Source organism: Planotetraspora silvatica (assembly GCF_016863315.1).
Taxonomy (GTDB): Bacteria; Actinomycetota; Actinomycetes; order Streptosporangiales; family Streptosporangiaceae; genus Planotetraspora; species Planotetraspora silvatica.
In genome coordinates this window covers 22617-40755 of the sequence record NZ_BOOQ01000017.1, presented here as the reverse complement: position 1 = coordinate 40755, position 18139 = coordinate 22617, and the positions used below count along the sequence as shown (strand labels likewise).

At 70.6% G+C, this 18139-nt stretch carries 17 protein-coding genes; 8 read left to right on the top strand and 9 right to left on the bottom strand.

What is annotated here, in order from left to right; translation table 11 throughout:
- The first annotated feature begins 98 nt into the window (after positions 1-98).
- Positions 99-2027: a Xaa-Pro dipeptidyl-peptidase gene (locus Psi02_RS14345; protein WP_239094882.1), complete on the top strand. Its 1929-nt coding sequence runs from the start codon at positions 99-101 to the stop codon at positions 2025-2027.
- A gap of 84 nt (positions 2028-2111) precedes the next feature.
- Here the strand turns inward: Psi02_RS14345 and Psi02_RS14340 are convergent, their stop codons facing one another.
- From Psi02_RS14340 to Psi02_RS14325, 4 genes are read right to left on the bottom strand one after another with little or no spacing between them, the layout of a single operon-like run.
- Entirely contained in the window at positions 2112-3635 is a 1524-nt protein-coding gene (locus tag Psi02_RS14340; protein ID WP_203974338.1) for a long-chain-fatty-acid--CoA ligase, read from the bottom strand.
- Positions 3636-3652: 17 nt separating this feature from the next.
- Complete coding sequence (locus Psi02_RS14335) at positions 3653-4669, bottom strand: winged helix-turn-helix transcriptional regulator (RefSeq protein WP_203974336.1); 1017 nt, start codon at positions 4667-4669, stop codon at positions 3653-3655.
- A gap of 19 nt (positions 4670-4688) precedes the next feature.
- Complete coding sequence (locus Psi02_RS14330; protein ID WP_203974334.1) at positions 4689-6203, bottom strand: carotenoid oxygenase family protein; 1515 nt, start codon at positions 6201-6203, stop codon at positions 4689-4691.
- A gap of 15 nt (positions 6204-6218) precedes the next feature.
- Complete coding sequence (locus tag Psi02_RS14325) at positions 6219-7442, bottom strand: acetyl-CoA acetyltransferase (protein ID WP_203974332.1); 1224 nt, start codon at positions 7440-7442, stop codon at positions 6219-6221.
- A 97-nt stretch (positions 7443-7539) separates the two neighbouring features.
- On the opposite strand from Psi02_RS14325, the gene Psi02_RS14320 reads away from it, so the two are divergent.
- From Psi02_RS14320 to Psi02_RS14310, 3 genes are read left to right on the top strand one after another with little or no spacing between them, the layout of a single operon-like run.
- The gene (locus Psi02_RS14320; protein ID WP_239094881.1) at positions 7540-8784 is read left to right on the top strand and encodes an acetyl-CoA C-acyltransferase; all 1245 of its coding nucleotides are present in this window, start codon (positions 7540-7542) and stop codon (positions 8782-8784) included.
- Positions 8781-9665 (top strand): SDR family NAD(P)-dependent oxidoreductase, encoded by an 885-nt coding sequence (locus Psi02_RS14315; protein ID WP_203974330.1) that lies wholly within the window; start codon positions 8781-8783, stop codon positions 9663-9665. The genes Psi02_RS14320 and Psi02_RS14315 overlap by 4 nt, the downstream gene beginning before the upstream one ends.
- Positions 9662-10471 carry a DUF1295 domain-containing protein gene (locus Psi02_RS14310; protein WP_203974328.1) on the top strand — a complete coding sequence of 270 codons (810 nt, stop codon included), beginning with the start codon at positions 9662-9664 and terminating at the stop codon, positions 10469-10471. The genes Psi02_RS14315 and Psi02_RS14310 overlap by 4 nt, the downstream gene beginning before the upstream one ends.
- Positions 10472-10547: 76 nt before the next feature.
- On the opposite strand, the gene Psi02_RS14305 is transcribed toward Psi02_RS14310, so the two are convergent.
- Positions 10548-11186 (bottom strand): hypothetical protein, encoded by a 639-nt coding sequence (locus tag Psi02_RS14305; RefSeq protein WP_203974326.1) that lies wholly within the window; start codon positions 11184-11186, stop codon positions 10548-10550.
- A gap of 166 nt (positions 11187-11352) precedes the next feature.
- Between Psi02_RS14305 and Psi02_RS14300 the strand changes: the two genes are divergently transcribed.
- Both Psi02_RS14300 and Psi02_RS14295 read left to right on the top strand, forming a co-directional pair.
- On the top strand, positions 11353-12459 hold the full coding sequence (locus Psi02_RS14300; protein ID WP_203974410.1) for an LLM class flavin-dependent oxidoreductase: 1107 nt from the start codon (positions 11353-11355) through the stop codon (positions 12457-12459).
- Positions 12460-12488: 29 nt separating this feature from the next.
- Positions 12489-13106, top strand: coding sequence for an FMN reductase (locus tag Psi02_RS14295; RefSeq protein WP_203974325.1), 618 nt, complete (start codon positions 12489-12491; stop codon positions 13104-13106).
- An 82-nt stretch (positions 13107-13188) separates the two neighbouring features.
- Here Psi02_RS14295 and Psi02_RS14290 read toward each other — a convergent pair whose 3' ends face one another.
- The 4 genes from Psi02_RS14290 to Psi02_RS14275 are packed head-to-tail and all read right to left on the bottom strand — an operon-like array spanning position 13189 to position 16087.
- Positions 13189-13911 (bottom strand): TetR/AcrR family transcriptional regulator, encoded by a 723-nt coding sequence (locus tag Psi02_RS14290; protein WP_203974324.1) that lies wholly within the window; start codon positions 13909-13911, stop codon positions 13189-13191.
- 15 nt (positions 13912-13926) lie between these two features.
- On the bottom strand, positions 13927-15174 hold the full coding sequence (locus tag Psi02_RS14285; RefSeq protein ID WP_203974323.1) for a ZIP family metal transporter: 1248 nt from the start codon (positions 15172-15174) through the stop codon (positions 13927-13929).
- Positions 15165-15350 carry a hypothetical protein gene (locus Psi02_RS14280; RefSeq protein ID WP_203974322.1) on the bottom strand — a complete coding sequence of 62 codons (186 nt, stop codon included), beginning with the start codon at positions 15348-15350 and terminating at the stop codon, positions 15165-15167. Before Psi02_RS14280 ends, Psi02_RS14285 begins: the two co-directional genes overlap by 10 nt.
- Positions 15347-16087, bottom strand: coding sequence for a DivIVA domain-containing protein (locus Psi02_RS14275; RefSeq protein WP_203974321.1), 741 nt, complete (start codon positions 16085-16087; stop codon positions 15347-15349). The genes Psi02_RS14280 and Psi02_RS14275 overlap by 4 nt, the downstream gene beginning before the upstream one ends.
- A 333-nt stretch (positions 16088-16420) precedes the next feature.
- On the opposite strand from Psi02_RS14275, the gene Psi02_RS14270 reads away from it, so the two are divergent.
- Complete coding sequence (locus tag Psi02_RS14270) at positions 16421-17536, top strand: cation diffusion facilitator family transporter (protein WP_203974320.1); 1116 nt, start codon at positions 16421-16423, stop codon at positions 17534-17536.
- 163 nt (positions 17537-17699) lie between these two features.
- Positions 17700-18119, top strand: coding sequence for a CBS domain-containing protein (locus tag Psi02_RS14265; protein ID WP_203974319.1), 420 nt, complete (start codon positions 17700-17702; stop codon positions 18117-18119).
- Positions 18120-18139 lie beyond the last annotated feature (20 nt).

Genomic DNA, 18139 nt, shown 5'->3' with positions numbered 1-18139 from the left:
GGAGGTGTACAAGACGTAAAGGGATCTTGTCAGGCATTCCATGCCGGGTGAGAGTTGCGCGCGATCGTCCCTTTTTCCGGTAATCCGGGAGGATTTGCGTGCTCAAATCCCGTCGGCGAAGCGTCTCAGCCGCTTTCGCCCTCACAGCGGCACTGGCCATGGTCGTGGGGACCACACCGGCCGACGCGACGACACAACCCAAGATCAAGGTCGAGGGAGGAGTCACCCAGCCGGTCTTCTCCTACGCCGACGCCATCCGCGAATACGTGTACGTCGAGTCGAGTGTCGACAGCGACGGCGACGGCGCGAAGGACCGCGTGCGCGTCGACATCATCCGGCCGAAGGAGTCGGACAAGGGGCTCAAGGTTCCCGCGATCATCGACGAGAGCCCTTACTACGACAACTCGGGCCGGGGTAACGAGGCGGAGCGCAAGACCTACGACGCCGACGGCAACCCGCTCAAGTTCCCCCTGTTCTACGACAACTACTTCGTGCCGCGCGGCTACGCCGTGCTCAACGTGGACATGATCGGCACGACCAAGTCCGACGGATGCCCGGACATGGGCGGCAAGGCGGACGTCCTCGGCGGCAAGGCGGTCATCGACTGGCTGAACGGCCGCGCGAAGGCGTACGACGCCGCCGGGAAGGGGGTCAAGGCCACCTGGAGCACCGGCAAGGCCGGGATGATCGGCAAGTCCTACGACGGCACGCTCGCCAACGCGGTGGCGGGAACGGGCGTCGAGGGACTGGTCACCATCGTGCCGATCAACGCCATCAGCTCGTGGTATCGGTACCAGCGGATGAACGGCATCGTCTACAACTACAACTACCCGTCCTATCTCTCCAACGCCGTCGACACCGATCCGGACGCCAAGTGCGCGGCCGTACGGACGGGACTGGACGCGGCGGCCGGGGACGACACCGGCAACTACAACGCGTTCTGGAACGAGCGCGACTACCTCCACGGCTCGATCTCCGACGTGCGGAAGGTCCGCGCCAGCGTCTTCGCGGTGCACACGCTCAACGACCTCAACGTCAAGACGGACAACATGTCCACGTGGTGGGACGCGCTGGCTGACAGGAACGTGCCGCGCAAGATCTGGCTCGGGCAGTACGAGCACGTCGATCCCTTCGACTACCGCCGTGACGTCTGGGTGGACACGCTGCACCGCTGGTTCGACTACTGGCTGCAGGGCGTCCACAACGGGATCATGAACGAGCCGCGCGCCGACATCCAGGCCGCTCCCGACACCTGGATCACGCAGAAGGACTGGCCGGCTCCTCACACGAGCAAGGTGGCGTTGCGCCCGGCCGCGGACGGCTCCCTCGGCCTCGTCAAGGCCGCCAAGGGCACGACGGCCGCGTTCACCGACGTCAGGCAGTCGGAGAACGCCATGACCGCCGACGTGGGAACCCCGGCGGCGGGACGCGCCGCGTTCACGACCGGCGAGCTCCCCGGCGACCTGCGGATGTCCGGCACTCCCGAGGTCTCGCTGAAGGTCACGCTGGACAAGCCGACCTCCAACCTCACCGCGCTGCTCGTCGACTTCGGCGAGGAGGCCCGAGTGGACTGGCGGTCCGGAGGCGGCATCACGACGAACACCGACGAGACCTGCTACGGCGACAGCACGGCAACCGACGACGCCTGCTACCGGACGACCACCACGAACGTCGTGAGCCGGCCCCTGGAGATCGTGGCCCGCGGCTGGATCGACGTGCAGAACCGCGACTCGCTGACGACGTCGTCCCCCCTGCCTGCCGGGGAGTCCGCCACCGTCACGTGGGACACCCTGCCGCAGGACTACACCTTCAAGCAGGGCCACCGGCTGGGCGTGATCCTCGCGGGCACCGACTCCAGCTACTCCCGCGACACGGCCACCGGAGCCGCGGTGACGGTCGACCTGTCCAAGAGCAAGGTCACACTGCCTCTGGTGAGCGACAAGGGCGCACACGGATTCGGCGGCAAGCACGGCTGGCACGGCCCCGGCAGGGTGGACCTGCCGACGCCGCAGGCACGCCTGTTCTGATCCGCTGACCCACCCTGATGCGGCGGAGCCCGGCCCCGGGCTCCGCCGTACAGGTGCGCGGAGTCATACGCGGGCCGGGCTGCGTCAGCCGATGCGCCGCTCCGAGCCCTCCCACCAGGGACGGCGCAGCTCCCGCTTGAGGATCTTCCCGGACGGGTTGCGCGGCAGCGCGTCGCTGAACACGGCCTTCGTGGGGCACTTGTAGTGCGCGAGCCGTTCCCGCGCCCAGGCCAGCATGTCGTCCTCGGTGGCCTCCGCGCCCGGTCGCAACACGACCACCGCGAGCGGCGTCTCCCCCCACTTCTCGGACGGCACCCCGATCACCGCGGCCTCCAGCACGGCGGGATGACCGGCGAGCACACTCTCGATCTCGGCGGGATACACGTTCTCCCCACCGCTGACGATCATGTCCTTGATCCGGTCGTGCAGGTAGAGGTAGCCGCCGGAGTCCATCGACCCGGCGTCGCCCGTCCGCAGCCAGCCGCCGGGAAGGAAGGCGGCCTCGGTCGCGGCGGTGTTCCGCCAGTAGCCGGTCGTGACACAGGGCCCGCGCACGATGACCTCACCGGCCGTTCCCGGCGCCGCCGTCCCGCCGGTCTCCAGGTCGAGTACCGCGACCTCCATGCCGGGGACGGCCCGGCCCGCCGAACGCAGCCGTCCCTTCACGGGGTTGTCCGGCAGGTGCTGGTCGGGTCCGAGCAGCGTGGTGACGCCGATCGTCTCCGTGAGGCCGTAGGACTGGAAGAACTCCGCGCCGAACAGGGCGACCGCCCGGCTCAGCAGACTCTCCGAGATGGGCGAGGCGCCGTAGACGACCTGCCGGAGCGCGGAGAAGTCGGCGTCGCGGGCCGAGGGCAGCTCGGTCATGATCTGGATGACGGCGGGGACCAGCGCCGTGTGGGTCACGCGATGATCGACGAGTTGGCCGAGCATCGACTGGGGTGTCGGCTCGCGGCACTGCACGAGCGTGCCGCCCTCGGCGATCGTGATGAGCGCCCACCCCGCCCCGGCGATGTGGTAGTAGGGGATCGGAACCATGCTGACGGTGTCGGGGCCGAGGGTGAAGCACGCGCCGAACAGCTCGACGGCGGAGGCGAGACCGGCGGCGGTGACGTGCACGCCCTTGGGCCGGCCGGTGGTGCCGGACGAGTACATGAGGACCACCAGCGCGTCGCCGGTCGCGTCCCGCTTCGGGTCGGCGGGCTCCTGCCCGGCGAGCCACTCCTCGTAGTCGGGACCCACGGCGATGACCGGGACGTCCGCGGCGCCGCCGAGCGTCTCCACATGGTCGGGACCCGCCACGACCAGTGACACGTCCGCGTCGCCGAGGATCCAGCGCATCTCGTCGGGAGCCAGCCGGAAGTTCAGCGGGACGAGCACCACGCCGGCCTTCGCGGCGCCGAAGAGCAGCTCGAAGTATTCGGTCGCGTTCCTGTCGACGTAGCCCACCCGGGATCCCGGGGCGAGCCGCGCCAGTGCCGCGGCCACCCGGTCGGACCGTTCGGCCAGCTCGCCGTAGGTGAGGGCGCGACCGTCACCGGTCACCACGGGGGAGCCGGGACTCCGCGACGCCGAGGAGCGCAGCAGATCGGCGATGCCTGAGGACACCTGGTCCTCCTTTCTCGTCAGGCCGGGCGTTCCACCACGACCTCGGTTCCGCGTAGCGGCGTCGAGCAGGCGTCGCAGGTCAGCTGTGCCTGGAAGTCGTTGCCACAGGCGCGGTGGGTGTAGACGAGGGCCGGGCCCTCCTCCGCCAGGAACCATCGCTGGCCCCAGTCGATCGTGGTGATGACCACGGGGAAGAAGGCACGCCCCTTCTCCGTGAGGTGGTAGCTGAGCCAGTCGGCCCGCTCCGCGCTGGGGGCCTGCTCGAAGACGCCGAGGTCGCAGAAGGAGCGCAGCCGTTCCGCCACGATCGTCGGCGGCGCGCCCAGCCTCTGCTCGAAGTCGCGGAACCGGTGCAGCCCCTGGAAGGCCGCACCCAGGATGGCCGCCGACCAGCGGTTGCCGATGAGGGCCATGGTCTGCGGGAACATCCCCGCGCCGCCTTCCGAGGTGGACCCGGATCGGCGGCGGGTCGTCGCGGCGGGGACCGACCGCTCCCAGGTGCCGCTCGGGCCGAAGCCGCCGGTGATGTCGCGCGGGCGCACCGCCTCGCCGCAGGCGGCGCACGAGAGGATGGGCAGGAACTCCTTGCCGCACGTCCGGTGGACCATGCGCGGCAGCGACTCGACGTGTTCGGGCACCCAGGCCGACTCCCAGGCCCAGATGGTCAGCAGCACGGGCCACAGGTCGCGCCCGCGCCTGGTCAGCCGGTACTCGAACCGCCTGCCCTGGCCCTCGTCCCCGGCCTTCTCGAGGATCGCCATGTCGGTGAGCGAGGCGAGCCTGCGGGTGAGCACGGCGTGCGAGATGGGCATCGCCTTGCGCCACTCGCCGTACCTGCGGACCCCCATCAGCGCGTAGCGGAGGATGAGCAGGTTCCACTCGTCGCCGACGAGCCCCAGGGTGAGGCCGACGGCGTTGGCGTGGCCTGCCGGCAGCCGGGTCGGCCGATCCGGTGGATGGACGAGCACGTGCGTCTCCGTCTGTCTGCGGTCCGGTCCGCCGTCGACGCGCCGCTCCGCCCATCGGGCCGTCATCGGAGCCCCCGCGCCCGCATCAGAGCCGCAGGGCCCGAACCGGGGAGTCGGCCTCTCGCCAGCCGGGGATGGAGTCCCCCGGCGCCCAGGTGGCGTGCGTTCCGCTGGAGACGCGCTCCGGCAGCCTGATCCTCGCCACCGGACCGTCGGCCACCCGCGCCGCGTCGAAGATCAGACACTCGGATCGATCTTCGTTCATGTCGGTCGTCAGCGTAACAAGATAGCCGTCGTCCTCGGCGGAGGCGCCCGAGCGCGGCGCCATCGCGGGCTCGCTGCCGTACACGCCCTCGGGGAGGCGGAAGCGCTCCTCGCCGCCGGTCACGAGGTCGTGCCGGACCAGGCCGTCGAACAGGAACCAGCCCTTGGCGCCCGTGGCCGCGTAGGCGTACCGGTAGTTCAGGCCGCCGTAGGCGTTGTTGACCACGCCGAACTCGGTGATCGAGTCGGTCAGGCGCTCCTCGCGGCACCGCCCGGTCACCAGATCGAGCCGCCAGCGGTGGAGCGTCGTCTGCATCCGGTCCAGCGCGAGGAAGCGGAACATGCGCTGGTAGTAGCTGCCGTCGCCGGTGTCCTTCGGCTCGGGGTCGCCCTGGAAGAACCCGTCCAGGACGATCTCGTCTCCCTCTTCGTACGCGTTGACCCAGTGCAGGACATACGTCGGGTCCGCCTCGAACCACCGCACCTGCGAGGAGCCGCCCTTGCGCGGGATCACGCCCAGCCGCGTCGGCAACTCCGGGTGGAACCGGGCCGCGTACATGCCGCGCGCCATCAGCTCCGGCTCCCAGAACAGCGGGCAGTCGTTGAGGATCGCGTAGTTCTCGGTGAATGCCATGTCGTGCGGCAGGCGCGGCCCCGGCAACGGGATGTCCACGTAGTGGCTGAGCCGGTCGTCCGCCCCGACGACTCCGTAGTGCATGTACGGCTCGTCCGTGCCGTAGTTGAAGAACAACAGATCACCGGTGCGCGGGTCGACCTTCGTGTGCGCGGAGACGCCGCAGTCGTAGGGGAAGCCGCCGCCCCAGTCGGCCTTGCCGAGCGTCTCCAGCGTGAGCGGGTCGAGCCGGTAGAGGTCTCCGCACTGGTAGAAGCTGGTCAGCGCGACACCCGCGTGCACGACGACGTCGGTGCTCGAGGAGTCCTTCATCCGGCCGCGCGCGCCCCAGCCGTCCTCGCGCGGGGACTTCGCGGGCCGCTCGGCGATGCCCGCCCACAGGGGCTTGCCCGCGTCCGCCTCGGCCAGGAAGCCGTCCGTGCGGACGAACCTGTTGCGGTAGAACGCCTTGCCGTCCCGGAAGCCCACGACGTGGACCATGCCGTCGCCGTCGAACGGGTGGTAGCGCTCCAGCGCGGGGTGCACGGGGTTCTCGGTGTTGCGCAGGTAGACCCCGTCGAGGTCGGCGGGGATCTCGCCGACCACCTCCAGGTCGTCGGCGCGCCATTCCGTGGTCTGCGGCCGCCACGGCCCGGTCCGGTACGGATGATCGTCATCCTCCGGCAGGGTCGACAGGACCCTTCCGACGACGTCGACGTCCACAGCCTTCTCCCTCGCTCAGTCGGCGCCGACGACGAAGGCGACCGTCGTCGTCGTGCTGCCGCCGATGTTGAGCGTGCCGAACCGGCGCGCCCCCTCCACCTGGTAGTCCCCGGCCCGGCCGGTCACCTGACGCGCGGCGTCCAGCACCATCCGCACGCCGGTCGCGCCGACGGGGTGGCCGCCGCCGATGAGCCCGCCGCTCGGGTTCACGGGGATGCGCCCGCCGATCTCCAGGTCGCCGTTCTCGATCGCCTTCCAGCTCTCGCCCGGTCCCGTGATGCCGAAGTGGTCGATGGCCGCGTACTCCGACATGGTGAAACAGTCATGGGTCTCGATGCCGTCGAGGTCGTCCACGTCCGCCATTCCGGCGCGGCCGAACGCGTCGAGCACGGCCCGCCGCACATGCGGCAGCACGTACGGATCATCCGCGCTGCGCTCCAGCTTCTGCGCCAGCGGCAGGCCGACGGTGCGGTGGCCCCAGCCGAGGATCCGGGCGAGGGGCTCGCGTGCGAGGTCGGGCCTGCGGGCCAGGAACCGCTCGCCGACCAGGACCACGCCGGCGCCGCCATCGGTGATCTGACTGCAGTCCGTACGGCGGAGCCTGCCCTCCACGACCGGGTTGGCGGCGTCGTCGGCCCGGAAGCTGCCCTCGGTGAAGGTCCAGCCCCGGGTCTGCGCGTTGGGGTTGGCCCGGGCGTTGCGGAAGTTCAGCTCGGCCACCGCGCGCAGATGGGAGTCGTCGAGGCCGTACCGTCGGTCGTACTCGTCGGCGAGGGCGCTGAACATGTACGGCCACATGAACCGGGCGTCCTCCCCCTCGTGCCCGACCCAGGCGGCCGCGCCGAGGTGACCGGCCGCCTCGTCACCGGAGACCGTGCGCTCGAGTTCGAGACCGAGCACGAGGGCGCAGTCGTAGCGGCCGGCCTCGATGTCCGCCATCGCGGCGAGGGCGGCGACGCCTCCCGACGCGCAGGCGGCCTCGTGCCGCGCCGCCGGAGTCTCCCAGAGCTCGGGGACGACGGTCGCCGGCATGCCGCCGAGTTGTCCCTGACCGGTGAAGAGCTGGCCGAAGGCGTTGCCGACATGGATCACGTCGACGTCTTCGGGTGCGAGGCGCGCGTCCTCCAGCGTGCCGCGCACCACCTGCCCGGTCAGCTCGGCGAACCCGTCACCGGCTCTTGACCAGTTGCGCGCGTAATCGGTCTGGAATCCGCCGAGGATCCACACGGCTTCCGGCATGCCCGCACCTCCCTGCCTTCTCCCGTTCTTACTACAACAATGAGAGTGTTCCGTCAACGAGAGGACCTTGCCGGGCCGGGATGCCGACACTACATTTATGAGAGTCAATGTCGGGCGGCAGAGAGGCGCGATCGTGTCCGACGTCTACGTGCTGGAGTATGTGCGGACCCCTCGCGGCAAAGGCTCCGCCCGCGGTTCCCTCCACCACCGCAGCCCCGTCGACCTGGTCGCCGCGCTGCAGCAGGCCATCGTCGAGCGCACCGGCCTCGATCCCGCGGCCGTGGAGGACGTGGTGGTGGGATCGGCCTCACAGGTCGACGAGCAGGGCGCCAACCTGGCCCGCACCGCGACCCTCCTCGCCGGGTGGGGCGACGGCGTCCCCGGTGGCACGATCAACCGTTTCTGCGCCTCCGGCATCGACGCCGTCGCCCAGACCGCCGCCCGGATCCGCTCGGGCGACCTCACCCTCGCCGTCGCCGGAGGCGTAGAGAGCGTCTCGCGCGTCCCGATGTTCAGCGACCGCGGCCCGTTGTGGTCGGACCCGGAGACCGTCAAGCGGGTCGGTTCGATCCACATGGGCGTCGCCGCCGACCTGAACGCGACCATCGACGGCTGGCGGCGCGAGGAACTCGACGCCTACGCGGTGGAGACCCACACCAAGGCCGCCGCCGCGTGGGACCGCGGCGACTACGCCCGCTCGGTCGTCCCGGTGCCGCGCGCCGACGGCACGGTCTTCGACCGCGACGAGCTGATCAGGCCCGGCACCACCGCCGCGACGCTGGCCGCGCTGCCGCCCGCGTTCGAGGAGCTGGGCGCGGCCGGCCAGGACGATCTCGCGGTCGCCGCACACCCCGAGGTCGGCGCGATCTCCCACCTGCACACGGTCGGCAGCTCCCCCGCCCTCGCCGACGGCGCGGCGCTCCTCGTGCTCGGCACCGAGGAGCAGGCGCACCACCAGGGCCTGCGGCCACGGGCCCGCGTCATCGCGTCCGCGACCGCCGCCGTCGACCCGGTGATCATGCTGACGGCCGGTCAGACGGCGGTCGAGAAGGTCATCGCCAAGGCGGGGCTCACGCCGTCCGACATCGACGTGTTCGAGTTCGCCGAGGCGTTCTCCGCGCTGTGCCTGCGGCTGCGCCGCGACCTCGGACCCGGGCCCGACCGGCTCAACCCGGCCGGAGGGACCATCGCCATGGGCCACGCCTTCGGCGCCACCGGAGCCATCATGGTCGGCGGCTGCGCCGACGCGCTCGACAGGCTCGGCGGCAGGTACGGGGTCGCCGCCGTCAGCGGCGCGGCCGGACTCGGCGTCGCGGTCCTCATCGAGCGGGTGCCCGCGTGAGCTCCCTCGACGGGCGCGTCGTCGTCGTCACCGGTGGAGGCCGCGGCCTGGGCCGGGCGTTCGCCCTGCACCTGGCGCGACTCGGCGCGCGGCTGGTGGTCAACAACCGCAACCGGGTGGTCGACGAGAACGGGCTCGGCCCGGCCGACCACGTGGTCGAGGAGATCCGCTCCGCGGGCGGCGAGGCGGTCGCCGAGCACGGCGACGTGGCCGATCCCGCGACCGCGCGGCGGCTGGTTGAGCTGGCGACCGGCACCTGGGGACGGATCGACGCCTGCGTGACCAGCGCCGCCGTCAGCGCTCCCGCGATGTTCCACAAGTCCACGCCGGAGGCGTTCGAGGCCGTCATCCGGACGAACGTCCTCGGCACCGCCCAGGTCGCCGCGGCGTGCTCGGCCGTCATGCGCGAGCAGCGGCACGGCCGCATCGTCATGGTGGCCTCCACTGCCGGGCTGCACGGCGAGCCCGCCGTGTCCGCGTACGCCGCGAGCAAGGGCGCCGTGATCGCCCTCGGCCGGACGGTCGCCGTCGAAGGCGCGCCGCGCGGTGTGCACACCAACGTGCTCCTCCCCTACGCGCTGACGCAGATGACCGAGAACGGCATGGCCGGCGAGCACCGTCATCTGATGGACCCCGAAGCGGTCGCCCCCGTGGTGGCGGCGCTGTGCGACCCGTCGTGCGAGCTCAACGGCGAGGTGATCGTCGCCGCCGGGAGCGGGCTGCGCGCCTCCGACTCGGTCGAGTGGGGCACCGTGCCCGCCTCCTGCTCCGGCCCCGAGGAACTGGCCGACCTGCTCGGCCGCAGCCGCAAGGGCCCTGTCCACCGCTACACCAACGCCAGGGACGGGTTCCTGGACTTCGCCGCGGAGATGACCCGATGACGGGACTGCTGACCAATCTGCTCGTGACGGTGCTCGCCGTCGTGGTCACGATGCTGGCCACCATGGCGTACGCGCTGCGGACGGGCACCCAGAGCGTCGTCGACACGATCTGGGGCCTCGGTTTCGTGGTGATCGCGGCGGTGAGCTTCGTGACGTCCCAGGTGCTCGGGGACGGCCTCGACGGGCGGCGGGTGCTCGTGCTCGTCCTCACCGCCCTGTGGGGAGTGCGGCTCGGGGCGTACATCCACGCGCGGAACCGGGGCAAGGGCGAGGACCCTCGTTACGCCGCGCTGATGCGCAGGAACAGCGGGCCCGTCATCCCCTATGTGATCAGGACGATCTACTGGCCGCAGGGCGCCATCATGTGGGTGGTGTCCCTGCCCGTCCAGGTCGCGATGTACGAGACCGCGCCCCTCGGAATCGTCACCTGGCTCGGCGTCGCCGTGTGGCTCGTCGGCCTGCTCTTCGAGACCATCGGCGACCTGCAACTGTCCCGCTTCAAGGCCGACCCCGCCAACCGGGGGAAGGTCATGGACCGCGGCCTGTGGGCGTGGACCCGCCACCCCAACTATTTCGGCGACGCGACCGTGTGGTGGGGCCTGTTCCTCGTCGCCTGCGCGCACTGGGCCGCCCTGCTCACCGTCGTCTCACCCCTCCTCATGACCCACATGCTGGTCAACCGCAGCGGCAAGGCCCTCCTGGAGCGCCGGATGGCCCGCTCGCGCGGCCCCGAGTACGCCGACTACCTGGCCAGGACGAGCGGGTTCCTCCCCCGCCCTCCGCGCAGGAGCGGCGCCACGCCGTGACGGCGGCGGGCGCGGGCCGTCTTGTCGTGGTGCCAGATGAGCGGGCAGGCAATCGAATTCTGGCGTGCCACGAGGTTCAGACGGGGGTGCCGCCGTCTCCGTCGCCGCAACACGCGACCGCGGGTCCGCCGAGCGAGTTGTCCATCGACGGCGCGGGCGACATCGGCAAGGCCGGTAAGAGCGGAATGGTTCTGATCAACAGCGCGCCGAAGCCGAACTGGAACGTCGCCTCGCCCTGGAGGAGGAACCCGTCGTCCTGCAGCAGATAGACGGCCGCGATGATGCCGCCGGCAAGCTGGACGAGCAACAGCGCGGTGCCGGCGCCGTGCGCCCAGGCGACGAGCCGTAAGGCGAGCAGCAACTGGAGCATGAACAGAGCCGCACCCAGCAGCCGGTGGGTCCAGTCGACCGCGCCGCTCAGTGTGTACGGCGTCAGGATGATCCCGCCGAGCAGGAGCGCGAACGCGTCGGCCGCGATCCGCAGATGGCCCGGCGACGGCGACGTGGACGCCGCGTGGCGTAACGCCCTTCTGGTGAACAACGCCGCACTCAGGATGCCCACCGCATAGGGCAGGACCGTCTCCCAGTGAACGCCGTAGTAGCTCATCCCGTTGTTGGCCCCCAGGCCCTCGGGCATCAGCACGATACAGAGCAACAACCCAACTAGCAGGCAGACCTGTCCTCTGACCAGGTCGCCCATGACCTTGTCCCGCATCGGGCGGTGCGCCTCCCCTCTCCGCCGGATGCTTCATCATCGATGAGGATCAGCGAGGCCGTCGAGGCCTCCCGTCACGCTTCAAGCGTTCTCGCAACGGGAATAAGATCCCCTCGTCTGCGTTTAGGTGGTTGAAATTTCAACGACAAGGAGACTGGTGAGCACGATGCAGTTCGGAATCTTCTCCGTCGGCGACGTCACCACCGACCCGACCACGGGTAGGACGCCGAGCGAGCACGAGCGAATCAAGGCGATGGTGGCCATCGCCCTCAAGGCGGAGGAGGTGGGGCTGGACGTCTTCGCGACCGGCGAGCACCACAACCCGCCCTTCGTCCCGTCCTCACCGACCACCATGCTGGGGTACGTCGCGGCGCGGACCGAACGCCTGATCCTCTCGACGGCGACGACGCTGATCACCACGAGTGACCCGGTGAAGATCGCTGAAGACTTCGCGATGCTGCAGCACCTCGCCGACGGACGGGTCGACCTGATGATGGGCCGTGGCAACACCGGCCCGGTCTACCCCTGGTTCGGGCAGGACATCCGCCAGGGCATCCCGCTCGCGATCGAGAACTACGCGCTGCTGCACCAGCTGTGGCGCGAGGACGTGGTCGACTGGGAGGGACGGTTCCGCACCCCGCTGCAGGGCTTCACCTCGACGCCCCGCCCGCTGGACGGCGTTCCGCCGTTCGTCTGGCACGGCTCGATCCGCAGTCCGGAGATCGCTGAGCAGGCCGCCTACTACGGCGACGGCTTCTTCCACAACAACATCTTCTGGCCGATTGAGCACACGCGGCAGATGATCCGCCTCTATCGGGAGCGCTACGCCCACTACGGGCACGGCACCCCCGAGCAGGCCATCGTCGGCCTCGGCGGGCAGGTGTTCATGCGTAAGAACTCCCAGGACGCCGTCCGCGAGTTCCGCCCCTACTTCGACAACGCCCCCGTGTACGGCCACGGGCCGTCGCTCGAGGACTTCACCAGGGAGACCCCGCTCACGGTGGGAAGCCCGCAGGAGGTCATCGACAGGACGCTGACCTTCCGGGAATCCTTCGGCGACTACCAGCGTCAGCTCTTCCTGATGGACCACGCGGGGCTGCCCCTCAAGACCGTGCTGGAGCAGCTCGACATCCTCGGCGAGGAGGTCGTGCCCGTGCTCCGCAAGGAGTTCGCGGTGGGACGGCCGAGCGAGGTGCCCGACGGCCCGACCCATCAGTCCCTCATCACCCGGCGCGACGCCGAGCAGGCCGAGCCCGCAGCCTCCGGATCCTGACTTCTGAACGAACGAGCGTGGAGAAGAACGTGAAGCCCCTGAAGATAGTGGCCGTCTCCGCCGGCCTCAGCCAGCCGTCGTCGACGCGACTGCTCGCCGACCGGCTGGCGGAGGCGACCCGGCGGCGGCTCTCCGAAGAGCGGGAGGTCGAGGTCCGCGTGATCGAGTTGCGCGACCTGGCCACCGACGTCGCCAAGAACATGGTGACCGGTTTCCCCGGCCCCGTGCTGCGCGAAGTCATCGAGGCCGTGACGGAGGCGGACGGCCTGATCGCGGTGACCCCCATTTTCACCGCCTCCTACAGCGGGCTGTTCAAGTCGTTCTTCGACGTGATCGACAACGACGCGCTCGCCGGGAAGCCCGTTCTCATCGGAGCCACGGGCGGCACGGCCCGGCATTCACTGGCTCTCGAGCACGCCCTGCGCCCGATGTTCGTCTACCTGCGGGCGCTCGTCTTGCCGACGGCCGTGTACGCGGCGTCGGAGGACTGGGGCGGCGGCGGGGACGCCCACACGGACGGCCTCGCCGTCAGGATCGACCGTGCGGCCGGGGAGCTGGCCGATCTGCTGCTGCGACGGCCTCCGGCGACCAGACCGGTCGATACGGTGATCCCGTTCGCGGAGCAACTGGCCGCGCTGCGCTCCTGAACGGCCGGGCCGGACGGCCCCCGGCGGACGACCCCGTCACGCTGGAAGAGGCCAGGCACCCGACCCCCGGGACGGCCTGGCCTCAGGATCCGGACGGCGCCGCGGCGAGAGTGGTGAGCCACTGCTGGAGCAGGGCGGTCTCGGCCGAGGTCAGGTCCGCAGGCGGCGTGTCGCGCAACTGCGCGCTTAGCGTGGTCGCGGTCACCGGGACGCCCGGCGCTCCGGATGCCGTGCCCGGCGCCGTCCCGCCGGGCCCTGGAGCCTCGTCGACGGTGATGGACGCGATGACGGCGTCACGCACCAGACGGGAGAATTCCTGGTCGGTGTAGATGGCGGGGCGGGAGACCAGGGACAGCGCGACTCCCGCGTTGGCGGACATGACCATCTGAGCCGCGAGTTGCGGCGAGATCCGGAGCCTGCCCGCCGCCGCGCATCGCTCGAGCACCTCCACCAGCAGCCCGTGCGCCTCGGCCGCCGCGCCCGGCGGGGCCGAGAGACCGGGCGAGTACATCAGCCGGTAGTAGTTGGGGTTGTCGACCGCGAACGCCACATGGTTGTCCCATCCGTCCCGCAGGTCCTGCACGGGGTCGGCCGACGGCTGGGCCGCCCGCTTGCCCGCCAGATACTGCTCGAAGCCGTAGTCGACGACCGCGGTCAGCAATCCCTCCTTGTCGCCGAACTGCCGGTAGAGCGCCGGCGCACCGACCCCCGCGGCCTCACAGACCGCCCGGGTCGAGATGTCCGCCTCCGGCGACTCGGAGAGCAAAGTCGCGGCGGCCTGAAGTATCCGCGTTCTCGCATCCATGATAACGATGTTAGCTCATTCGGGGTGGCCGTCGAAGACCGCCAGCAACCTACGTCGCTCGTCCTCGGACAGGTCGGCGATGTGCCGCTTCTCGTCGACGCCGCTCGACTGGATCAGGGAGTCGACCCTATCCGGCAGGTAGCCGGGCAGGAGACGGACGATCCGGCCGACGACCACACGCCCGGTGGTCTCATCGTGCCGCTCGAGCACGTCGCCGAGGCTCAGCTTTCCCGACGTCACGGCCTCACGGAGCTCCGCCCTGTTGAGCGGGCGGGCCTCGGTCGCCGGCGTCGCCCCGGGAACCTGGGCGAGCGGCGCCGCCGGTGAGGTGCGCGAGCCACCCGCCAGAGCCGGTGGCGCCGCGTGGGCGTGGGCCACGGCCGCGTCGGGGAACCCGGCGAGAGAGTGCCGGAAGAGCGGGGCCGCCTGCTCGGGCTCACCCTCGCCGTGGAGGGTGTGCGCCGTGACGATGACGACCCCCACGGTCGTGGCGGCCATGGCCGCGATCGTGACCTGGCGCCGGGAGAGCCGGCCGTCCCGTTGGTTGCTCGCGGCGAGCTTCATGCCCACCACCGCGGTGCGGAGCAGCACGCCCATGACCATGCTCAGCAGGATCGGCACGAGCCAGCCGGGCATCGGGGCGACGGTGGCCATCAGCACCCCGACGGCTGGGCTCACGCACGCGACCACCAGCCAGGGGGCGACCCGCTGCTTGGCCAGGTCCAGGAGAGCGGCCAGCGCGAGCCCTTCACTCGCCGAGTGGATCGTCAGCGCGATGATCACGACGGCCGACGCGGTGAGCCCGAGGGTGGCGCCCTCGATCGCCCGGTGAAGCGTGAGCGCCGCGGCGGTTCCCATGCCGCCGAACAGCGCCGCGTCGACCGCCTGCTTCACCCGGCGATGACGCCCCGGCGCGTGCATCGCGCCGGGAGCCGCGTCGGACGGACAGGCACACCCCCGCCGCGTGAAATAGGTGATGACGAGAAAGCCGAACGAGGCGGACAGAAGGAGCGTCCAGAGGGGGACTCCGGCCTCCACGGCCTCCGACCACGCGTCAGGCAGCAGGTCGACCAGCGCCGTGACCAGCATCATCGCCGAGGCGATCGCCAGCCACAGGCTCAACCGCCGGGTGTTGCGCCGGGCCAGCCACGCACCGGCCAGGGTCGCGGCGCAAACCAGGACCACCGCCGCCCACGCCTCCCGCCTCCCCGGAATCGCCTCCAGCACCGGCCCGACGGTGCCCACCCAATCCGTTAGCGGCATCGCTGAGATCTCCTGTCGATCTTCTCGGTCTGCTCGGTCTGCTCGGTCCGCCGACCGGTCCGGTCACCGTTCTGCTCGCTGTCGTGCGAGGCGTCGTGCTCGCTGTCGTGCTCGCAGTCCCCCTCGCCGTCGTGCTCGTTGTCGCGCTCCCAGTCCCGAGACGTGGCGGCGTTCATCCGAGCGCGCGCCCGTTCGCGCCCGGATGGGACTGTTCCCCCGCCGCCAGGCCGCTCACCAGGGGTGCGGTGTCGCCGTCCCGGTCGCCGTCGGGATCATCCGCGGCGGCGTGCTGGGCGAGGAGCGGCTGGACGCCGCCGAAGTCGGGAAGCTCGTCGAGCAGTCCGTGGAGCCGGCCGATCTCGCCGTCCACGATCTCCCGCAGGCGCGCGCCGAGGTCGGCCACGAAGGCGTGCAGTCCTTCCACCCGGCGCTCGAGGACGTCCCGATGGGACTCTCTGGCCTCCCGTTGCAGCAGCGCCGCCCGTCCCAGCGCGTCGCTCTCCACCACCTCGGCCTGCTCCTGCGCCCTGGCCAGGATCGCGTGCGCCTCCTCCTGGGCCATGGCCAAGGTCCGGTCGGCGGCCTCCTGGGCGATCTCGACGATGCGCACCGCGCTGTCGCCGGGCGAGAGCACCGCCCGCTGGATGTTCTGTTCCGCCTGGTCCTGCCGGACCCTGAGCTCCTCGTTGTCCCGCAGGACGCGGCTCAGAGTGGTTTCGACCTGCCCGAGGAAGCGATCCACCTCGGCCAGGTCGTATCCCTCGCGCAGACGGACGACCGTGAACACCTGGTTGCGCACGGCGGCCGGGCTCAGCAGCCCCGTCGCCCCGTGCGGGTCGGAGCCCGCCCGCATGGCCGAACCGTTCTCCGCCACGTCCACCGCGGAGTGGCCGTGCCCATGTCCCTCGCCCATGACCTACCTCACCGAGCCTTTCGACATGTCTCCGCGGGCACTGTGAGCCGCCGCGGCATGGAGGATCCGCGCGGAGGCTGTCCGCCTGGCGATTGCCACGCTGTCTCCCTTCGATGGCATCGCCTCCCCCAGCGGGAGCCCGGCGGGTCGGCCCGGTGCTGCCGCCTGCGATGCTTACTAAAAGTAGTTCTCCAGTTACTTATCGTTTACACATCTGAGCAATCAATCAATCGTTCTTGGCCCTCCCGGAGGGCTCCCGAGTGAGATACGGAACGCGACCGGCCCGCTACGCCGTACCTTGACAGCGGCTCCGACCGGCCTACACTCGCACGTATGAATATCCGTTCACATGTCGTGCCGACTGATGCCCAGCACAAGCACGGACATGGGCACGGACACGGCCACGCGGTGCGCACCGACGCCGACAAGCGTCTCCTCGGTGGTGCGCTCGCGCTCATCGTCGCCTTCATGGCCGTCGAGGTGGTGATCGGCCTCATCGCCCGGTCACTCGCGCTGGTCTCCGACGCGGGCCACATGCTCACCGACGCCATCGCGATCGTCTTCGCCCTGATCGCGATGCGGATCTCGGCCAGGCCGCCTCAGGGCGGCTTCACCTACGGACTCAAGCGGGCCGAGATCATCTCAGCGCAGATCAACGGGATCACGCTGCTCCTGCTGGGGGCGTACTTCGTGGCCGAGGGCGTCCGGCGGCTGGTCGTGCCGCCCCAGGTCGAGGGCGCCTACGTGGTGGCGACGGGGCTCGCCGGGATCATCGTCAACCTCGCCGCGACGTGGCTCCTCAACAGGGCCGACCGGACCAGCCTCAACGTCGAGGGCGCCTTCCAGCACATCCTCAACGACCTCTACGCGTTCATCGCCACCACCGTCGCCGGGGCGGTCGTCTGGCTCACCGGCTGGGGCAGGGCCGACGCCGTCGCCGCCCTCGTCGTCGCGGCGTTGATGCTGAAGGCGGGCTGGGCTCTGGTCCGCGACTCGGGCCGGATCTTCATGGAGGCGGCCCCCACGGGCCTGAACCCCACCGAGATCGGCCGTAAGACCGCGGCTCTGGAACACGTCGCCGAGGTCCACGACCTGCACATCTGGGAGGTCACCTCGGGCTATCCCGCGATGTCCGCGCACATCCTGGTGGCGCCGGGGGCGGACTGTCACACCGTACGGCAGGCCGCCGAACGGCTGGCCCACGACGAATGGGGAATCGGGCACACCACCCTCCAGGTCGACCACGCCGCTCCGGAGGTGCTGGCCCTGGGCCGCACGAAGCCCGGCCACTGCGCCGGCCCCCGCTCCGACCGAACCGCTGACGCCGATCCTCCCTCAGCCGCTGCCGAACCCGGCGGCACCGCCGACTCCGGGCACGGCCACCCCACCGGTCACGGCCACCACGCCGGGACGGCGGGCGGGGCCGCGCACGGCGAGGACGGCGGGTGACGCCGGGTTCCCCGGCGGAGGCGGACTCCCTCCCTTCGGGGAATGACGCCGGACCGAATGGGGTGCGGGCTGAATACCCGGATCGGGACTTTCGACACTGTTTCCCGCGCTCGGCCCGCTCACATGATGGGAGGTGAGGGAAATACCGAAGGGGGAGATCCCGGTGACCACAGCGCGAGAGATCATGCACCCTGGGGTCGAATGCGTCGGTGAGCACCAGACGCTCCGGGCCGCCGCGGTGCTCATGCGGGACCTGGACGTGGGTGCCCTGCCGATCTGCGGTGACGACGACCGGCTGCAGGGCATCCTCACCGATCGGGACATCGTTACCAAGTGCGTCGCGATCGGCTGCGACCCGATGACGATGACCGCCGGTCAGCTCGCCCAGGGCAAGCCTGTCACGATCACCGCTGACGCGGATGTCGGCCGTGTGCTCCAGACGATGGAGGAGAGCCGGATCCGCCGGCTTCCCGTCATCGAGGATCACCGGCTCGTGGGCCTGATCACTGAGGCGGATCTGGCCCGTCACCTGCCCGAGGAAGAGGTCGGGCACTTCGTGGAGTCCGTCTGCGCGACCCCGTGACTTACGGCCGCTCGACCGGG